General features: G+C 35.7%; 13 protein-coding genes. 5 read left to right on the forward strand and 8 right to left on the reverse strand.

Features of this window, described 5'->3' with window-relative positions; genetic code table 11:
- Positions 1-1,266, reverse strand: coding sequence for an OprD family porin (locus QWY88_RS04230; protein ID WP_304544430.1), 1,266 nt, complete (start codon positions 1,264-1,266; stop codon positions 1-3).
- A gap of 152 nt (positions 1,267-1,418) precedes the next feature.
- Between QWY88_RS04230 and QWY88_RS04235 the strand changes: the two genes are divergently transcribed.
- Positions 1,419-1,976 carry a CDP-alcohol phosphatidyltransferase family protein gene (locus tag QWY88_RS04235; RefSeq protein WP_304544432.1) on the forward strand — a complete coding sequence of 186 codons (558 nt, stop codon included), beginning with the start codon at positions 1,419-1,421 and terminating at the stop codon, positions 1,974-1,976.
- 1 nt (position 1,977) lies between these two features.
- Here QWY88_RS04235 and QWY88_RS04240 read toward each other — a convergent pair whose 3' ends face one another.
- Genes QWY88_RS04240 through QWY88_RS04270 form a run of 7 tightly spaced genes read right to left on the reverse strand, consistent with a single transcriptional unit; the run spans position 1,978 to position 9,437 of the window.
- The gene (locus tag QWY88_RS04240) at positions 1,978-2,364 is read right to left on the reverse strand and encodes a DoxX family protein (protein WP_304544434.1); all 387 of its coding nucleotides are present in this window, start codon (positions 2,362-2,364) and stop codon (positions 1,978-1,980) included.
- A 2-nt stretch (positions 2,365-2,366) separates the two neighbouring features.
- Positions 2,367-2,561 (reverse strand): hypothetical protein, encoded by a 195-nt coding sequence (locus tag QWY88_RS04245; protein WP_304544436.1) that lies wholly within the window; start codon positions 2,559-2,561, stop codon positions 2,367-2,369.
- The gene (locus tag QWY88_RS04250) at positions 2,558-5,620 is read right to left on the reverse strand and encodes an efflux RND transporter permease subunit (protein WP_304544438.1); all 3,063 of its coding nucleotides are present in this window, start codon (positions 5,618-5,620) and stop codon (positions 2,558-2,560) included. The genes QWY88_RS04245 and QWY88_RS04250 overlap by 4 nt, the downstream gene beginning before the upstream one ends.
- Positions 5,613-6,671, reverse strand: coding sequence for an efflux RND transporter periplasmic adaptor subunit (locus tag QWY88_RS04255; protein ID WP_304544439.1), 1,059 nt, complete (start codon positions 6,669-6,671; stop codon positions 5,613-5,615). Before QWY88_RS04255 ends, QWY88_RS04250 begins: the two co-directional genes overlap by 8 nt.
- Positions 6,668-7,837 (reverse strand): TolC family protein, encoded by a 1,170-nt coding sequence (locus tag QWY88_RS04260; RefSeq protein WP_304544441.1) that lies wholly within the window; start codon positions 7,835-7,837, stop codon positions 6,668-6,670. Before QWY88_RS04260 ends, QWY88_RS04255 begins: the two co-directional genes overlap by 4 nt.
- Before the next feature lie 44 nt (positions 7,838-7,881).
- Positions 7,882-8,160 (reverse strand): hypothetical protein, encoded by a 279-nt coding sequence (locus QWY88_RS04265; protein WP_304544443.1) that lies wholly within the window; start codon positions 8,158-8,160, stop codon positions 7,882-7,884.
- 59 nt (positions 8,161-8,219) lie between these two features.
- Complete coding sequence (locus QWY88_RS04270) at positions 8,220-9,437, reverse strand: DNA recombination protein RmuC (RefSeq protein ID WP_304544445.1); 1,218 nt, start codon at positions 9,435-9,437, stop codon at positions 8,220-8,222.
- 219 nt (positions 9,438-9,656) lie between these two features.
- On the opposite strand from QWY88_RS04270, the gene QWY88_RS04275 reads away from it, so the two are divergent.
- The 4 genes from QWY88_RS04275 (at position 9,657) to QWY88_RS04290 (ending at position 16,454) form a co-directional block, all read left to right on the forward strand.
- Positions 9,657-11,165 (forward strand): DEAD/DEAH box helicase, encoded by a 1,509-nt coding sequence (locus QWY88_RS04275; RefSeq protein ID WP_304544447.1) that lies wholly within the window; start codon positions 9,657-9,659, stop codon positions 11,163-11,165.
- 76 nt (positions 11,166-11,241) lie between these two features.
- Complete coding sequence (locus QWY88_RS04280) at positions 11,242-11,619, forward strand: HIT family protein (protein WP_304544450.1); 378 nt, start codon at positions 11,242-11,244, stop codon at positions 11,617-11,619.
- A gap of 82 nt (positions 11,620-11,701) precedes the next feature.
- Positions 11,702-14,809: an HD domain-containing phosphohydrolase gene (locus QWY88_RS04285; RefSeq protein ID WP_304544452.1), complete on the forward strand. Its 3,108-nt coding sequence runs from the start codon at positions 11,702-11,704 to the stop codon at positions 14,807-14,809.
- Positions 14,810-14,984: 175 nt separating this feature from the next.
- The gene (locus QWY88_RS04290) at positions 14,985-16,454 is read left to right on the forward strand and encodes an acetyl-CoA carboxylase biotin carboxylase subunit (RefSeq protein WP_304544455.1); all 1,470 of its coding nucleotides are present in this window, start codon (positions 14,985-14,987) and stop codon (positions 16,452-16,454) included.
- Positions 16,455-16,500 lie beyond the last annotated feature (46 nt).

Raw genomic sequence — 16,500 nt, forward strand, 5'->3', positions numbered from 1 at the left:
TTAAAAATTATAATTTATCATTAACTGTGTTCTATCATAATCGTATTCTGTTTTTAAAACACTTTGTTTATCTTCACTCATAATATAGATAAACGCTACTAAAAACTCATCATTGATATTGTAATCAATATTAAAATTTTGCTCAACAATATGCGCTTTCTCACCTAAGCTGTTTGCTTTACCGGAGAAATCACCATAAGCATATAAAAGCGATATGGTATCGTGATTATACACCAAACCTGAAACGATTGCATCAACTTCTCTGTCTTTTGTAATATTATCCATGATCATCATGTCCATATTGGTAAACAATGTCCCTCCGCCGGCACCGGAAAAACTCTCTTTATCTGTTTTTTTATCCGCGTGGTTGTATGCAAAATTAACCCCTAAATCACCAAAAACGAATTCACACAATCCGCCGTAAATACTCGCCTCATATCCGCTGCTTTTCAACTCTTGTTCATTCAGATACTGTGCCATTATATGCAGTGTAAAATCATCATTGAAAGGATATTCCACTCCAAAATCTATATAAAAAGCATTAGTTAGACCTGTAATATTGTAATACCATGATTGAAACTCCCACATATCATAGTAACGTGCACCGGCAAAATTTACACCGTTGTCACCTAGCTTTTTCCAACCGTCATCAAGACCGTTTTCAAGATCAATCCCATGCCATGACTGGATATTTCCTGCTTGGAGTTCCCAACCGTTTTTGATGTATGAAGCAACATACGCTTCAAACGTGTTTTGAATCATTCTAATATCATCACTGTCAGCTAAAGGTGTGTTAAGCACTTGACGACCAAGCCTCAAATTGAAGTTGTTATATTTATAATTAATATACGCTTCATTCATATCTTGGTCTTCACCCTCTGACGATGAAAGTTCAGTATTTCTCTTCTCACCCTCACCGCTAAATGCTGGGATATCTTTTGCAGTATAAAAAGCAACACCGGCATTAAAACCCTTGTACTCAGCTAGTTCATACTTCAGTATCCCACCGATTGCCGTAGCATAAAGGTCAGGATCGCTGTTTTTGTTATTGTAACCGGCATAAACAACCCTTACCTGGCCGCTCACCTCTCCATCTTTAAACATGTTTTTAAAATTATTAACAACAGATATCTCTTTTTCTTCAAGTTTTCCGATTTCAAAAGCAGACTCTCTAACAGAGTCTTTTCTTTTTAACTCTTCAATCCCTTCACAAAACAATTCAGTTGTTAAAGACATTAAACTTATTAATAGCAATAAACGCTTCATAATTATACCTTTAAAAAATTAACTTATTGAGAATGATAATCAAAGTTTACTTATTAATATCTTAATATTGATAATACTTATCAATTTCATTACATAATTAATATTTCGATCTTCTGCTATAATTTCAAAAAACTACAAGGCTTACTTTTATAATGAAATTTCTATTTACACCTTCATCACATTTTAATCTTGCGAATATGTTTACATTTGTAAATATCACAGCCGGTTTACTTGCAACTTATTTTATTACGCAGAACAATTTCTTTCTTGCTATTATCCTTGCTTGGATCGGTGGGGCATTTGATATATTTGATGGAAAAATTGCAAGAAAGTTCAATCTCTCTAACGAGTTTGGAATTCAACTTGACAGTTTTGCAGACTTTTTAAGTTTCGTACTTGTGCCGGTATTTTTAATCTTTCAGGCGACATATGCAACAAGTTTTGAAGGAATTTTTCTAATTGCGGCGGGTGTTATCAGTATCTATTACGTAATTTCAGGGCTTAGAAGATTGATTCAGTTCAATATTAATTCAGATGCAGGTTCTGTTGAAAAACACTTTGTAGGGGTACCGACACCGCTTGGTGCGATCCTTTTATGGTTAGTATATCTTGCAAACACGTATGAGTTTTTACCGGCTTACGGCGTGCTTGGATTTATGATCCTTATCGGTTGGAGCTTAAACTCAAAGATAAAGGTGAAACACCTTTAATCTATTTTGAGTTTACTGCGTATTTACCGCTTCCTAAAAGTATCACTAAAATACTCATAATAAAATAGCAAAGAGCTAATTCCCAGCTCAGTCCTCCATGCTTTGAAAGACTAAGAGAAAAACCGTATGCAAGATAGATAGCAATAAACATATTAAATGCCAATACACCGGCAGCTACTCTTGCATATAAACCTAAAATGATAAAAATAGGGGCAATAAGCTCCCCGACAAAAACACCGTATGCAAAAAATGTCGGAAACGGTGTTGATGCCAGCATCGCTTTTACCCCTCCGATTCCATGAATCATTTTATTAATTCCGTGAAAGAGGATTAAGATACCAAGACTCAGTCTTAGTAATAGTTTTGCTATATCTGGATTTTGTAACATTGTTATCCCTCTTTCTTTTCTCTAAATTTACAAGAACCCACTGTGATCTCTTTGCCGGTTTTGATAACCTCTTTGATATACAACAGTGTCCCTTGCGGATCTGCATCACCAACCTCTTCGGCAATGATCTTCAACAGATCTGCCTCTCCAGTTAATGACCATGTTTTTTCGTAACTATATTTTGTTTCTATCTTCATGATAGATTTATATCATTATTCTCTTTAATAAATCTTTTATACAGCATCGGTAAAAGCAATAAAGTAAGTGCCGTAGAGGAGATCAATCCAAAGATCACAACTATCGCCAAAGGTTTTTGGATCTCAGAACCTGGCCCTGTAGCATATAACATAGGTACAAGGGAAAGTGCTGCGATCGTAGCAGTCATAAGAACCGGACGCAATCTTCTTTTTGCACCTTGAATAACAACATCTTTTATACTCATAGTTTGTGCCAATTCATTGAAGTAACTGATCATCACCACACCGTTAAGAACTGCGATCCCTAGAAGTGCAATAAACCCTACAGATGCAGGAACCGAGAGATAAGAGTTTGTCAGATACAGTCCAAAGATCCCTCCCATCATCGCAAGCGGAATAGTTGTAAAGATAATAACACTCTGTACAATTGACTTAAACGTCATATAAAGTATCATAAAAATCAGCACAAGTGCGATCGGGACAACTAAACTAAGACGCTCCATAGTTGCTTGCTGATTTTTAAACTCTCCGCCAAAAGTAAGTGAATATCCAGCCGGTAGTTGTACATCTTTTGCTATATTTTCTTTAAGATTATCTACAAATGTTACTAAGTCAAGCCCCGTCACATTTGTCTGAATTGAGACAAAACGTCTTGCTTTTTCATGTTTTATTTCAACCGGACCGCTGCTTCTTACAATATCTACAACTTCTAAAAGTGATACTGCCTCACCCTGTGCGCCTACAAGATAAACTTCGTCAAGGTTTTTTGTTTTATAATCCCCTTTTATGATGATCGAAAACTGTTTCATCCCCTGATAGATTGTACCAACCTCTACACCGCTTACTGCAGCTTTAAGCAGATGTGCTACATCACTTTTATCGAGTCCGTAGTTTCTTAGCTTTTCATCATTGAAACGAAGCTCCTGATAAGCAGCCCCTTCATTTTGACGCATATAAACATCTTCAGAACCTTCTGTTTTTTCAGTAATCTCTTTAATTTTAGTTCCAAGTTCATTAAGTTTATCTATATCTTCACCGAAGATTTTAATCACAACATCACCACGTGCACCTGTAAGCATCTCTGATGTACGCATTTCAATAGGCTGCGTAAATCCATATTCAATCCCGGCAATATTTTCAAGAACCTCTCTCATCTGCTCTTTTAACCATTCTGTGTCTTGTTTTCTCCACTGCTCTTTTGGCTTGAATACTAAAAAAGTATCACTGTCATTAAGCCCCATAGGATCAAGTCCTATCTCATCGGAACCTGTTCTGGCAATAATAGATTGAATTTCAGGCACCTCATCCATCAGTCTTTGTTGGATCTGAGTATTGAGTGAGATACCTGCGGGGATATTGATCGAAGGGGGTGCTTCAATTCCGATCACAATATTACCCTCATCCATTGTAGGCATAAATGTTTTTCCTATGTTTGAAAAGGCGAAAAATGTCCCTACTAGTAAAAGAGCCAATAAAGCGTAGATAGTTTTTTCTACTCTAAAAGCTTTTTGGAGTAACGGCTCATACCAAGCGATCAGATGACGTACCAAGAACGTTTCACTGTGGTCTACTTTTCTGATCAAAAACGATGCAATTGTCGGGATCACAAACAGCGCTAAAAATATTGCCGCAGCAAGTGTAAAAACAATGCTCAGTGCAACAGGAGCAAAAAGTTTACCCCCTAAACCTTGCAACATCAGCAGAGGTGTAAATACGATAATAATAATAAGTACACCTGAGATAATAGGGGTACTTACCTCTTTTGCTGCATTATAGATAGTGTGTAAACGACTTACCCCTTTATTTTCCGCTAATCGTGCAATTACGTTCTCAACTAAAACAACACCGGAGTCAACTATCATTCCGATCGCAATTGCAATACCACCAAGACTCATTAAGTTCACACTTATGCCGAAATAGTACATAAAGATAAAAGCACTGAGTATTGATAACGGCAAAATTAGTGCAACGGTGATTGCTGAAACAAAACTTCCTAAAAATAAAAAAAGGATAATAAGTACAAGTATTACCGCTTCAGTAAGTGACTTTTGTACCATGCTTACAGCTTTAGAGATCAGATCTTTTCTATCGTAAAACACATTGATATGCGTCCCCTCGGGAAGGTTTTTCTCCAACTCGTCAAGACGCTCTTTTACTTGTGAAGTAACACGCGAAGCATCTGCACCTTTAAGTCCGAGAACAAGCCCTTCAACCGCTTCACCTCCACCGTCTTTTGTAACATATCCGTAACGTGTAAGTTTGTCAGTCAGAACCTCTGCCACATCTTTTAAACGTACAATAGCACCGTTCTCATCAACTCTTACTACCAGATTTGAAAGATCTCTGCTATTTTTCATACTTCCCGGAAGTCTTACAAGAAGCGCTTCATCCCCTCGCTCAATTCTTCCTGCACCGAAATTTGCATTATTTTTCTCGAGCTTATTTTCTATATCTTCTAAAGTGAGTCCCAATGATGCCATTGAGGTAAAGTCCGGTTTAATGCGGAAAGTCTGCACCTCTCCACCTAGTGCATTTACATCTGCCACACCTTCAATGTTTCGAAGACTTGGACGTATCACCCAGTCAAGTAAAGTACGTTTTTCCATTAACGAGAGACTCTTAGACTCGATCGTAAACATAAGTATCTCGCCTAGCGGTGTAGTAACTGGAGCAATTCCCCCTGTCATTGTCGCAGGCAAAGAATTTTTAATGTTGTTAAATCTTTGATAAACCCTGTCTCTTGCCCAGTACAGATCAGTACCCTCTTCAAAATCGATCGTAATATCGGCTAAGGCATACTTTGATATTGAACGAACTATATTTTGATGTGGAATACCCTGCATCTCAAGCTCAATTGGAATCGTGATCTGCTGCTCCACCTCTTGTGGTGTCATACCCGGTGATTTTATAATTATCTTTACCTGTGTTGTTGATACATCGGGAAAAGCATCAATTGTTAGTTTTGAGTAAGAAAATACTCCACCAATTGCAATAGCTAAAGCGATAATAAGTGCTAGTACCCTTTGTGAGAGTGCAATACTTATAAGTTTATCAATCATTACCCTGTGCCTCCAGCGCACCTTTAAGTGCTATAGCACCGCTTGCTGCAAGCTGGGAATTCTTATCTAACTCTTTAGAGATAACATATACATTAGAGATATCTCTGCTTAGTACTGTAACTTGAACCAGTTTATAGCCGTTTTTCACCTTGACAAATACCGATGGATGTTCATTAAAATCTACAATAGACGATGCCGGAACTTCATACGCCTCTCTAGGCCAGAACAGCTTAATGTTTTTCTTCTCATCCGGTAAAACAACCATATCTTTTTTACTTAAAAGGTGTACAGCTATTGTTTGTGTTTTTGGGTCAATCTTTGCAGCAATCGATTCAACTTCCACCGCTTTGTCTTCTATGTAAAGTGTAGCACCTACTTTTAACTCTTTTGCAAAGTTTATAGGGAGTGAGATTTCAAGGTGTGTCTTAGTAGCATCAACTACACTCATCATATGTTCACCGCGTTGCAGATACATTTTCGGATAGATATTCAGATCTGCAACTTTTCCTGAGATTGGAGCATATATTTTGATCTCGGTAATCGCTTTTTTTGTCTTCGTTACAATGCTTATCTGGTTCTCGCACAGTCCCCATTCTAAAAGAAGATTTCTATAAAATTTTATTTGTGTCTGATACTTTTTAGAAATATTTTGTGCCATAAGATACTGTTTCTTCGCTACAACAGCCGCTTCATATAGAGGCTTTAATCTTTTTAACTCATTTTGATTATACTCCTCTTCGATCAGAAGATTGATATACTCAGCTTCAAGTTCAAGGATTTTAGGGCTTTTGATCACCGCAAGTACTGTACCTTTTTTCACGTTATCATATATATTTGCATAAAGCTTCTCTACGATCCCTTCAAGCGGGGCATCTATTCTAAAAGTAGCATTTGCAGGCAGATGTCCCTGTGCTAAATAACTTCCAAGATATACACTCTTTGTCTGCTTTACCTTTGTTAACTTTATCATTGGGTTCTCACCCACTACTACTAATTCGTTTGCAAATAGTGATGCAATTGTTATAAAACTTAATATTATTATTTTTATCATTTTTTTACCCCTTGTGGATCGATAGAATAGTCATACATATATTGTGCGACGGCATTGTGTCTTTCAATTTTTAAATTTAAAATAGTTTCAATCATACTAAGCTTTGTTTCTGTAGCTTTGATCATCGACAAGAAACTCTCTTCTCCGGCCATAAATCTCATATTGCTTTGTTTAATGAGTTTATTTGCATGCTGTAATATTGTTTTTTCACTAGAAAGAAGATACTTTTTATAGATGTCTACTCTTTGTTTTAAAGCATTGCTTTCATGTCTATAATGGTTACGAAATGCTTCTAGTTCATAATTTGCAGCACTTGTTTGACTCATAGCCATTGCACGCTTGGCTTCATTTTTTTCACCTATATTTAGAGGAAGTGAGAAATTCACCATATATCTATTAGTATCTAGTTCATCTATATACTTTGCCTCTACGTTTACACTGTTAAAAGTTGTTTGCGCCATCTTTAAAGATGCTTCACTCTTTTGTACATTAGACTCCAACATCGGCCAAAGTGCCGAATGCTCAGGATCAAAAAGTTTGTCAATATTAACTTCCAAGTTTTTACACTCAAACTGTCCGTCAAAATCAACCAAAATTTTTATTTGAGATTCATACATTTGAACAAGATTCTCTAACTTTGAGAGTTCCAGATTTAAACTCTCCAATGCCAAAGAGGACATGATTAGTTTCGAGTTATCAAACTCTCCATACTCTACACCCTTTTGCATATGATCTTTAATCGCATCATATACAGATGAAAGTTCCGCTTTGGCTTGCAAAGCTTCCATAGCTACACAATAATCCCCATAGAGTTGCCAGATCTGTACTTTATAACGGTTTTGAAGACTCTTTGTTTGTAAGTTTTTATATTGATTACTTTGACGTAAAAAATTATCTATTTTTGAACTGTTTAATTTCAACTCTTTTGAGATGAAAGCTTCATATTCAATTCCGGAGTCTGAATTGTCTTTAAGATCGGCATATGTAACACCGCCGCCGACATTAAATCCATCTGCTAAAACACTTGCTTTTGTACCTTGAAACTCGGCATTTAATGTTTCTATTTTACTTTTGTAGTTATTACTCTGAGAGACTTTTTCATAAAGTGTCTCAATGCTATCTGCCATAATGATATACGGCAATAACAATATAAGAATAAATCTCATATTTAAATTCCTTAATAATGATTATTTTTTTGTTGTGAGTTTAATTATACGTGTTGTGGTGGTTTAAAGAGGGAGTTTGTAAAATTATCAATTACAAAGCTTTTAAGAGGATATATATTTTTTTCTATAAATGCAAGTTCAAAGTCCGTATCTAAGTCTGTTAAAATCATAGGGGTATGAAAAACGTTATGTTCCACTTTTGTAAGTGTCTTTTGTTTTTTTACCTGATCCGTAAAATCCATTTGCGTGAGCATATAGTCATGTACTGCAAAAAACAACATTGCAACCAATAAGCCACTTAAAATAAATTTTACTCTTTTCATAATTCGAAGTATATCAACTAATTAATTTACAAAATTATAAAATTGTAAACTAATCTTTTTTATTCAGCTTCATTTGTTTTTATAGGGAGCTCTTTTTTTGTTTTTATCCCGAGATCAACAATGTTTTGTGCGCGTTTGATCACGTTTCCACGCCCTGAACTAAGACGGTTCATTGCCTTTTCATAAGAGTCGTGCGTTTTTTGGATCTGATGCCCTATGTTATTCATCTCATCTAAAAAGAGTACAAGTTTGTCATACATCGCTTCAGCCTCTTTGGCTATCTTTTGGGCATGTTCCTCTTGTCTTTGTGTTCGCCAGATATGTTCGATCGTTCTGAGTGTCACCAAGAGCGTCGATGGGGATACCACCAAAATGTTTTGCTCATACGCACGTTTAAAAAACTCAGAGTCACTCTCGAGTGCCAGTAAAAAAGCACCCTCTATCGGCATAAACAAAAGAACAAAATCAAGAGAGTTTATATTCTCCAATTTTTCGTAACTTTTGGCACTTAACTCTTTTATATGGTTTGAGATACTTCCTATATGCTCTTTAAGTGCTTGTTTTCTTTCAAACTCATCTTCACTGTTCATAAAACGCTCATATGCCGTTAAAGAAACTTTTGAATCGATCACAATGTCACGCTCCTGTGGCATATGTACAATCACGTCGGGTCTATAAGTTTTGTTCTCTTCGTTTTTGAGTGTCGCTTGAAGTTCATACTCCACACCTTTACGCAGACCCGATTGTTCTAAAATCTTCTCTAGTACGATCTCACCCCAGTTTCCTTGCGTTTTATTTTCCCCTTTAAGCGCTTTTGTCAGATTTAACGCTTCAGATGCGAGCTGGGCATTCATCTCTTTAAGACGATAAAGCTCATCTTTTAAAAGGTGTCGGTCTTTGAGTTCAACCTCAAACTGCTCCTGTGTCTGTTTTGAAAAATTTGCAACTTGTTCACGAAACGGTTTGAGTAAAAGCTCAAGCTGCTCTTTGTTTGAAGAGCTAAATTGTTTTGATTTATCCTCAAAGATCTGGTTTGCCAGGTTTTTAAACTCTAAAGAGAGTTCATTTTTTGCATCTTGAAGCAGTTTCAATTTTTCATTGGAAGCTTTGATCTCTGCTTCATATCTACTTTTTAAAGATATATACTCTTTTTCAATATTGTTTTTCAATTCTGTTTCATTATTACGGAATGCTTTCTCTTTTATAAATAAAATCAATGTACCAAAAAGTGTCACGAATAACACTAAAATTATTAAAATGTTTATATCTATTTGCATCATATCCCTTTAGTTTTATCCCAAAATTATACATTCTTTTATTTAATTGATTCACAATATATTACAATTTGCAATATATAAACTTAAACTATCTGTAAAATTAATAATTTTAATAACTTCTATGGTTTATTTGGGTATAATTCGCAAAACAATTTGAGGAGAAGGTGCTATAAAGAGTTTAAATAGTCTGTATCATCTCCTTAATATACAAGGAATATGATGCAAGACAATGCACAACAAGAAGAAAAAGTACTAACGTTTGATGAGTTAGGCTTAAAAAAAGAGATACTAAAGAGTATCAAGTTTGCAGGGTTTACTAGCCCTTCTCCGATCCAAGCACAAGCAATTCCAGTAGTTTTAGCTGGTAAAGACATGGTAGGTCAAGCACACACAGGTACAGGAAAAACTGCAGCATTCAGTCTTCCGGCACTTAACAACATGAAACTTGACGGTTCAGTTGAACTTCTAGTTATCACTCCAACTCGTGAACTTGCTACTCAAGTAAGTGATGAGATCTTCAAATACGGTAAAAACCTGGGTGTTAGAACTGTAACTGTTTACGGTGGTAGTTCATATAAACGTCAAATTGATCTTATTAGCCGTGGGGCAAACGTAGTAGTTGCAACACCGGGTCGTATGCTAGATATCTTAAAGAAAAACATGATCCCTGACTTTGCACCAAGTATGGTTGTACTTGATGAAGCGGATGAGATGTTAGATATGGGATTCCTAGACGACATTACTGAGATCTTCTCATATCTGCCGACTGATCGCCAAACATTACTGTTCTCGGCAACTATGCCGCAACCGATCAAAACATTGGCACATAAAATTTTAGAAAACCCTGAATTTGTTTCAATCACAAAAGGGGAGACTACAAATGCCGATATCGAGCAACTTTACTATGTGATCGATGAGCATGAGCGTGATGATGCTATTATCCGTTTAATGGATAGTGAAACTACACAAAAATCGGTAGTTTTCTGTAGAACAAAATCTGAGGTTGACAGACTTTCAAACGTTCTTAGCAACGCTGGTTATTTAGCAAACGGTTTACACGGAGATATGGAACAACGTCAACGTGAAACAGTTATTAAAGGTTTCAAATCTAACTCTGTAAAAGTGTTAGTTGCAACTGACGTTGCAGCACGTGGTATCCATGTTAACAACATCTCTCACGTATTTAACTACCATATTCCGTTTGACCCTGAGTCTTACGTACACAGAATCGGTCGTACGGGTCGTGCAGGAACAAAAGGTAAAGCGATTACACTTTTAACTCCTTTAGAGTTTAAAGAGCTTCAAAAGATTAAGAAAATCGTTGGAACTTCAATGGAGCACGCTTTTGTACCGAGTAAAAACGATCTTCGTCAAACAAATATTGACAATATCGTAAAAAGTATTGAAGATCAAAAAATCTATGATGAAGCACACCTTATCCTTGATAAATTAAAAGAAGATATTGATGAAGAGACGATTATGTACAAACTCATCTCTATGATTCTTAACAAACAAGATATCAAAGGGCCAAGCAACATCGGTATCCCTGCGGATAAACTTGAAGCTATACTTGATCGTGCAAGCAGACGCGGAAACGATAGAAACTCTAGAGGCCGCGGTGGAAACAGACGTGGTGGACACAGAAATTCTAGAGGTCGTTCAGGCGGTTCTCGTGATGGCGGTTCTCGCGGCGGAGATTCAAGAAGAAGATCTTCAAACAGACACTAACAAAACCATACTAAATCCTTTTTGGATTTAGTTTTCCCCTTTTTTATGATAGAATATACAAAAAAGTGATCTGCAAATGTATATTATTTTCGAAAACCAAGATTTTTATATAGAAAAAGAAGAGTCCCAAATCCCATGGGTAAAAGTTTTTACAAAAGAACCATATAAAGAGATTAGTGATTTAAGCGATGAGCTTAGACATCAGCTTTTTGATATTGTTAATGTAGTTGAGAAAGAGATGATCGCCTACTACAAACCTACAAAAGTCAATGTTGCATCATTTGCAAATATGCTTCCGCGCGTTCATATCCATGTAATGGCAAGATTTCAAAATGACAACTATTACCCAAACCCTATGTGGGGTGAAAAACAAAGAGATAATCAACTCGATCTTCCGGACGAAAAGAAATTTTATAAAAATCTCTTTAATAAACTAACCGCTTTTTACAACTAATATTATTTGTTATTAAATAATAACTTTAATCTTATATTCATCTGAAATAGACTAGCATTAACATTATACTAAAGGTAATGCTATGTTTAGACGAAGTATCCGAACCAATATATTAGGTATATTTTTAGTCATTGTCGGCATTGTAGCTATTTCACTACTCACTTCTCAATATTACTTCAATCAATCTTTAGCACTCCAATCAACACATAAAACTTTTAAAATGATTAGTAATAATATCTCTGAGGAGATCGCTTCTAATGAACGTGAGCTAAAACATATATTAGAGGCGAACACAGAGAACTCTAAACTCTATAAAGAGATCACTTTTGACTACAAACATCCGGCCTTAGAATCTCTCATTCAAATCATGTCTATCAATCACAATATTTATTCTCTCTATTTTGCTCATAAAAACGGTAGATTTTATGAAGTAATTAATATGGATGAGTCCCCGCTACTTTACGATACTTATCAAGCTCCTGAAAACACAAGATGGATCGTACTTATACATATAAACAATGAAGTAAGATATACCTTTTTAGATGAAGCTGAAAAAATTTTAGGTACGAGTATTAAAAAGAAAAAATATAATCCCCTCTCCAGACCTTGGTATAAAGCTGCGATCAACTCTAAGCAAGTGATCATGACCGAACCGTACCTTTTTACCAACCTCAAGAAATCGGGAACTACATATGCAGTTGAACTACAACACAAAGGAACCGTATTTGCAGTTGACTATACTATGAGGAGATTAAACCATTTTTTAAATCTTCAAAAATTTGAACAAAACTCTGAAATCTTTTTATTTAATCATAATGGGAATAAACTCGCTTCTTCCGATCATATAATGCAAATGAGTAAGCAATCTGAATCTACAGTTGAATCAAAAATCGACTTCACTCAAGAGGAGATGGAGTATATTAAAAATGCACCTCCTGTAATCATTTCAAATGAAAAAGACTGGGTACCTTTTGATTTTCAATCTGCCGGTGTACCTATGGGTTATTCCGTGGACATACTCAAGCTGCTCTCTAAAAAAAGCGGACTTAAAATTCAGTTTGTAAATGGTCTTACATGGACGGAGATTATAAATAATTTTAAAAATAAAGATATAGATATCGTCCAGTCAATTTATAAAACACCTAAAAGGGAAGAATTTGGCTCGTTCTCCGATCCAATTTACCACTTTAAAAACTACTTTATTACGAATCAACATACAACAGATGTTCACTCTTTACGAGATCTCAACTACAAAAGAGTCGGTGTAGTGGAAGGCTGGGCGATAGAAGACCTTATCAAAGAAAAATACCCAAAAATACAACTCAAACGCTATGATGATCTTACATCAAGTATCTTAGCGCTTTCTCGAGATGATATTGATGCCATTATTGAAACAAATGAAGCATTTAGATTTTTATCGAACCAGCTCTATATTAAAAATCTTACCATAGGGGAATGGTGTAAAGAGTATGATAACTATAAACAACGAGCAATCTATCTAATGCTTCAAAAAGACGATCCAATACTACTCTCTATTATCAATAAATCACTACGTGCCATTACACCAAAAGAGAAGGTTTTACTCATACATAAATGGCTTTCACCAAAGTCTGATGCCAATGCCATGATCGATCCGCAAATGATGGATGCTTTCATCAAAAAAAACAATGAAGTAATCTCCTATGATCTGGATCAGAAGAATTATTTTGCAATGTATATACCACTGAATGAGAAGCTCTACTTAGGTATTAAAATAGATTCGGCCCCACTTTTTCAACCATATAAAACGAATATGTTCTACTCATTTATAATTGCTTTTATACTTCTTATTTTCTCTTTACCGATCATTATTTACGCAACACGAATCATCATTCAACCTATTAAAGATCTGATTGTTGAAAATGAGCACATAAAACATCGTAGATTTAGTAAAGTTAAAGCGATAGATACAAATATTATAGAGTTTATCGAGCTCTCTAACTCTCTGGTTTCAATGTCCCAAAGTATTAACGAGTATCAAAAGTCTCAAGAAGCACTGCTTGATTCCGTTGTAAAACTTATCGCAGATGCGATCGATGCGAAATCTCCTTATACCGGAGGACACTGTAAGCGTGTACCTGTAATTGCCCAAATGCTTGTTGATAAAGCTAATGAATCACAGGATGGTATTTTTAAAGATTTTAAGCTTACCACAGAAGATGAATTGCGCGAATTTGAGTTAGGTGCTTGGCTGCACGACTGTGGAAAAGTGACAACACCTGAGTACGTTGTAGATAAAGCAACAAAACTTGAAACTATCTATAACCGTATACATGAGATACGTACAAGATTTGAAGTTCTCTGGCGTGATGCACATATCAGATACCTAGAAGCAAGACTCAATAATGAAGAGGAGAAACAACTCCTTGAACAACTCAACAAAGAACAAGCACAGCTCATTGATGACTTTGCTTTTATAGCGAGTGTAAATATCGGCGGGGAGTATATGAGCCAAGAGAAACAACAAAGAGTAAAAGAGATATCTCAAAGAGAATGGATCAGACATTTTGACGATTCTCTAGGTTTAGGTGAAGAGGAAAGTTTACGCTACGATCAATCAAAAACACAAACTTTACCGGTGAAAGAAAAGTTACTCAGTGACAAACAGGAACATATTATAAAAAGGGAAAACTTTGATTATGATGCTTATCGTAAAAGCGGCTTTAAACTAGAGGTCCCTGAGCACCTGTATAATCATGGGGAGATATATAACTTATGTATTGAAAAAGGGACACTATCAGATGAGGAACGTTATAAAATCAACGAGCATGTCATTATGACTATTAAGATGCTAGAAGATATCCCTTTCCCCGAACAACTTACTAAAATACCTGAATACGCAGGGACGCATCATGAGACACTCATTGGAGATGGTTATCCAAAACAACTCGTAAAAGAGGATCTTTCTATTCCTGCCCGTATAATGGCAATTGCAGATATATTTGAAGCCTTAACAGCTTCAGACCGACCTTATAAAAAGGCAAAAACACTCTCAGAATCTATAAAAATTTTGAGTTTCATGGTAAAAGATGAACATATCGACGAAGATATATTTAAACTGTTTTTAGAGAGTGATTTACACAATATTTATGCAAGACAATATCTAGATCCCGAACAAATTGATGATGTCAATATAAAAGACTATTTATAAGATAAAAAGAGGATTCTACACTATTGTATTTTCTCTTATACCTCAAAAGAGAATTTTTATAGCAAAAATGGATAACTTTTAGTTCATATATTAATAATTATATTCACAAAAAATAAGCAGACAAGTTACCTTGAATCTACTACAATCATTGCCATAATTTAATAAAGGCATTACTATGAAAAAAATTTCGAAAATTCTAATAGCAAACCGTGGAGAGATAGCACTTAGAATTATCAGAGCATGTAGAGAACTTGAGATAAAATCAGTTGTCATATTTTCTGAAGCAGATGCGAATGGTTTATGGGTAGCTCGTGCTGATGAGGCTTATCCAATTGTCGGCAATCCAATCGATGCCTATCTAAAATACGAAAAGATACTAGACATAGCAAAAAAAAGTAAGTGTGATGCAATTCACCCAGGATATGGCTTTTTATCTGAAAGTGCAGAGTTTGCTCAAGCCTGTGAAGATAAAGGTTTCATATTTATAGGACCAAAACCTCACCATATACAACTCTTTGGGGATAAAATGGCTTCAAAAGTTGCTATGAAAGATGTAGGAGTACCTGTAGTTGAAGGGACGTCTACACCTGTCATAAATTATAACGACGGGAAAAGAATAGCCCAGGAGATAGGTTATCCCGTAATCATTAAAGCTGCATTTGGCGGTGGCGGTAGAGGTATGAGGATTGTCCATTTTGCCAATGATTTTGAAGCGATGTTTGAATCTGCTACAAACGAATCAATAAAATACTTTGGCAGAGGAGAGGTGTTTATTGAAAAGTATGTACAAAATCCTAGACATATTGAGATTCAAATTGTAGCTGATCAACATGGTAATGTTCTCCATTTAGGGGAGAGAGACTGTTCCATTCAAAGACGTCATCAAAAAGTGATAGAGATTACACCATCACCTCTTTTAAATAATGCTGTAAGAGAGAAACTTTGTCAAATCTCAGTAAATGCGATGAAAAAACTTGGTTACGAAAGTGTCGGTACAGTTGAATTTTTAGTAGATGACAAAGATGAGATATATTTTATAGAGATGAATACTCGTGTACAAGTTGAACATCCCGTTACCGAGATGGTTACAGGCGTTGATATCATACAAAGAATGATACAGATAGCTGCAGGTGACACTCTAAGATATAAACAAGATGAGATAAACTTCCGTGGCTATGCTATTGAATTTAGAATAAACTCTGAAGATCCGCAAAAAAACTTTATGCCTACAGTTGGAACTGTAAAAAAATATCTCACGCCAAGTGGTCCCGGCGTGAGACTAGACACTGGTCTGTATGAAGGGTATGAACTACCGACTTGCTACGATTCGATGATTGGAAAGCTTATAATCTCAGCTTTAGACTGGGAGGGTGTTGTTGCAAAAGCAAGACGTGCATTGGATGAGTTTCACATTGAAGGATTTCAGACAAACATCACTTTACATAAAGCTATTGTGCGTAATGAAGCATTTAAAGCAGGTAAGTTTGATACTGGTTATCTTGATACTAATCTAGATACATTCACATTTAATACTAAAAGTGATGTTGCAAATGAGGATGAAAAATTTTTAGAATTAACAGCAATGATTCAAGAGCTAAAAGAGAATAAACTCGTATCACTGCAAAACAACTTTACACTCTATTAATCTATTCACTCCCCTTCTGAATGGGAGTGTAAAAGAGAAAAATTCT

The sequence above is a fragment of the Sulfurimonas sp. hsl 1-7 genome (genome assembly GCF_030577135.1).
In the GTDB taxonomy this organism is placed as follows: Bacteria; Campylobacterota; Campylobacteria; order Campylobacterales; family Sulfurimonadaceae; genus Sulfurimonas; species Sulfurimonas microaerophilus.

Excerpts from the sequence above, each read along its gene's own strand:
- QWY88_RS04280 (WP_304544450.1), top strand. The coding sequence starts at position 11,242 with ATGTATATTATTTTCGAAAACCAAGATTTTTATATAGAAAAAGAAGAG.
- QWY88_RS04265 (WP_304544443.1), bottom strand. The coding sequence starts at position 8,160 with ATGAAAAGAGTAAAATTTATTTTAAGTGGCTTATTGGTTGCAATGTTG.
- QWY88_RS04245 (WP_304544436.1), bottom strand. The coding sequence starts at position 2,561 with ATGAAGATAGAAACAAAATATAGTTACGAAAAAACATGGTCATTAACT.
- QWY88_RS04255 (WP_304544439.1), bottom strand. The coding sequence starts at position 6,671 with ATGATAAAAATAATAATATTAAGTTTTATAACAATTGCATCACTATTT.
- QWY88_RS04270 (WP_304544445.1), bottom strand. The coding sequence starts at position 9,437 with ATGCAAATAGATATAAACATTTTAATAATTTTAGTGTTATTCGTGACA.
- QWY88_RS04240 (WP_304544434.1), bottom strand. The coding sequence starts at position 2,364 with ATGTTACAAAATCCAGATATAGCAAAACTATTACTAAGACTGAGTCTT.
- QWY88_RS04275 (WP_304544447.1), top strand. The coding sequence starts at position 9,657 with ATGCAAGACAATGCACAACAAGAAGAAAAAGTACTAACGTTTGATGAG.
- QWY88_RS04235 (WP_304544432.1), top strand. The coding sequence starts at position 1,419 with ATGAAATTTCTATTTACACCTTCATCACATTTTAATCTTGCGAATATG.
- QWY88_RS04250 (WP_304544438.1), bottom strand. The coding sequence starts at position 5,620 with ATGATTGATAAACTTATAAGTATTGCACTCTCACAAAGGGTACTAGCA.
- QWY88_RS04285 (WP_304544452.1), top strand. The coding sequence starts at position 11,702 with ATGTTTAGACGAAGTATCCGAACCAATATATTAGGTATATTTTTAGTC.
- QWY88_RS04290 (WP_304544455.1), top strand. The coding sequence starts at position 14,985 with ATGAAAAAAATTTCGAAAATTCTAATAGCAAACCGTGGAGAGATAGCA.
- QWY88_RS04230 (WP_304544430.1), bottom strand. The coding sequence starts at position 1,266 with ATGAAGCGTTTATTGCTATTAATAAGTTTAATGTCTTTAACAACTGAA.
- QWY88_RS04260 (WP_304544441.1), bottom strand. The coding sequence starts at position 7,837 with ATGAGATTTATTCTTATATTGTTATTGCCGTATATCATTATGGCAGAT.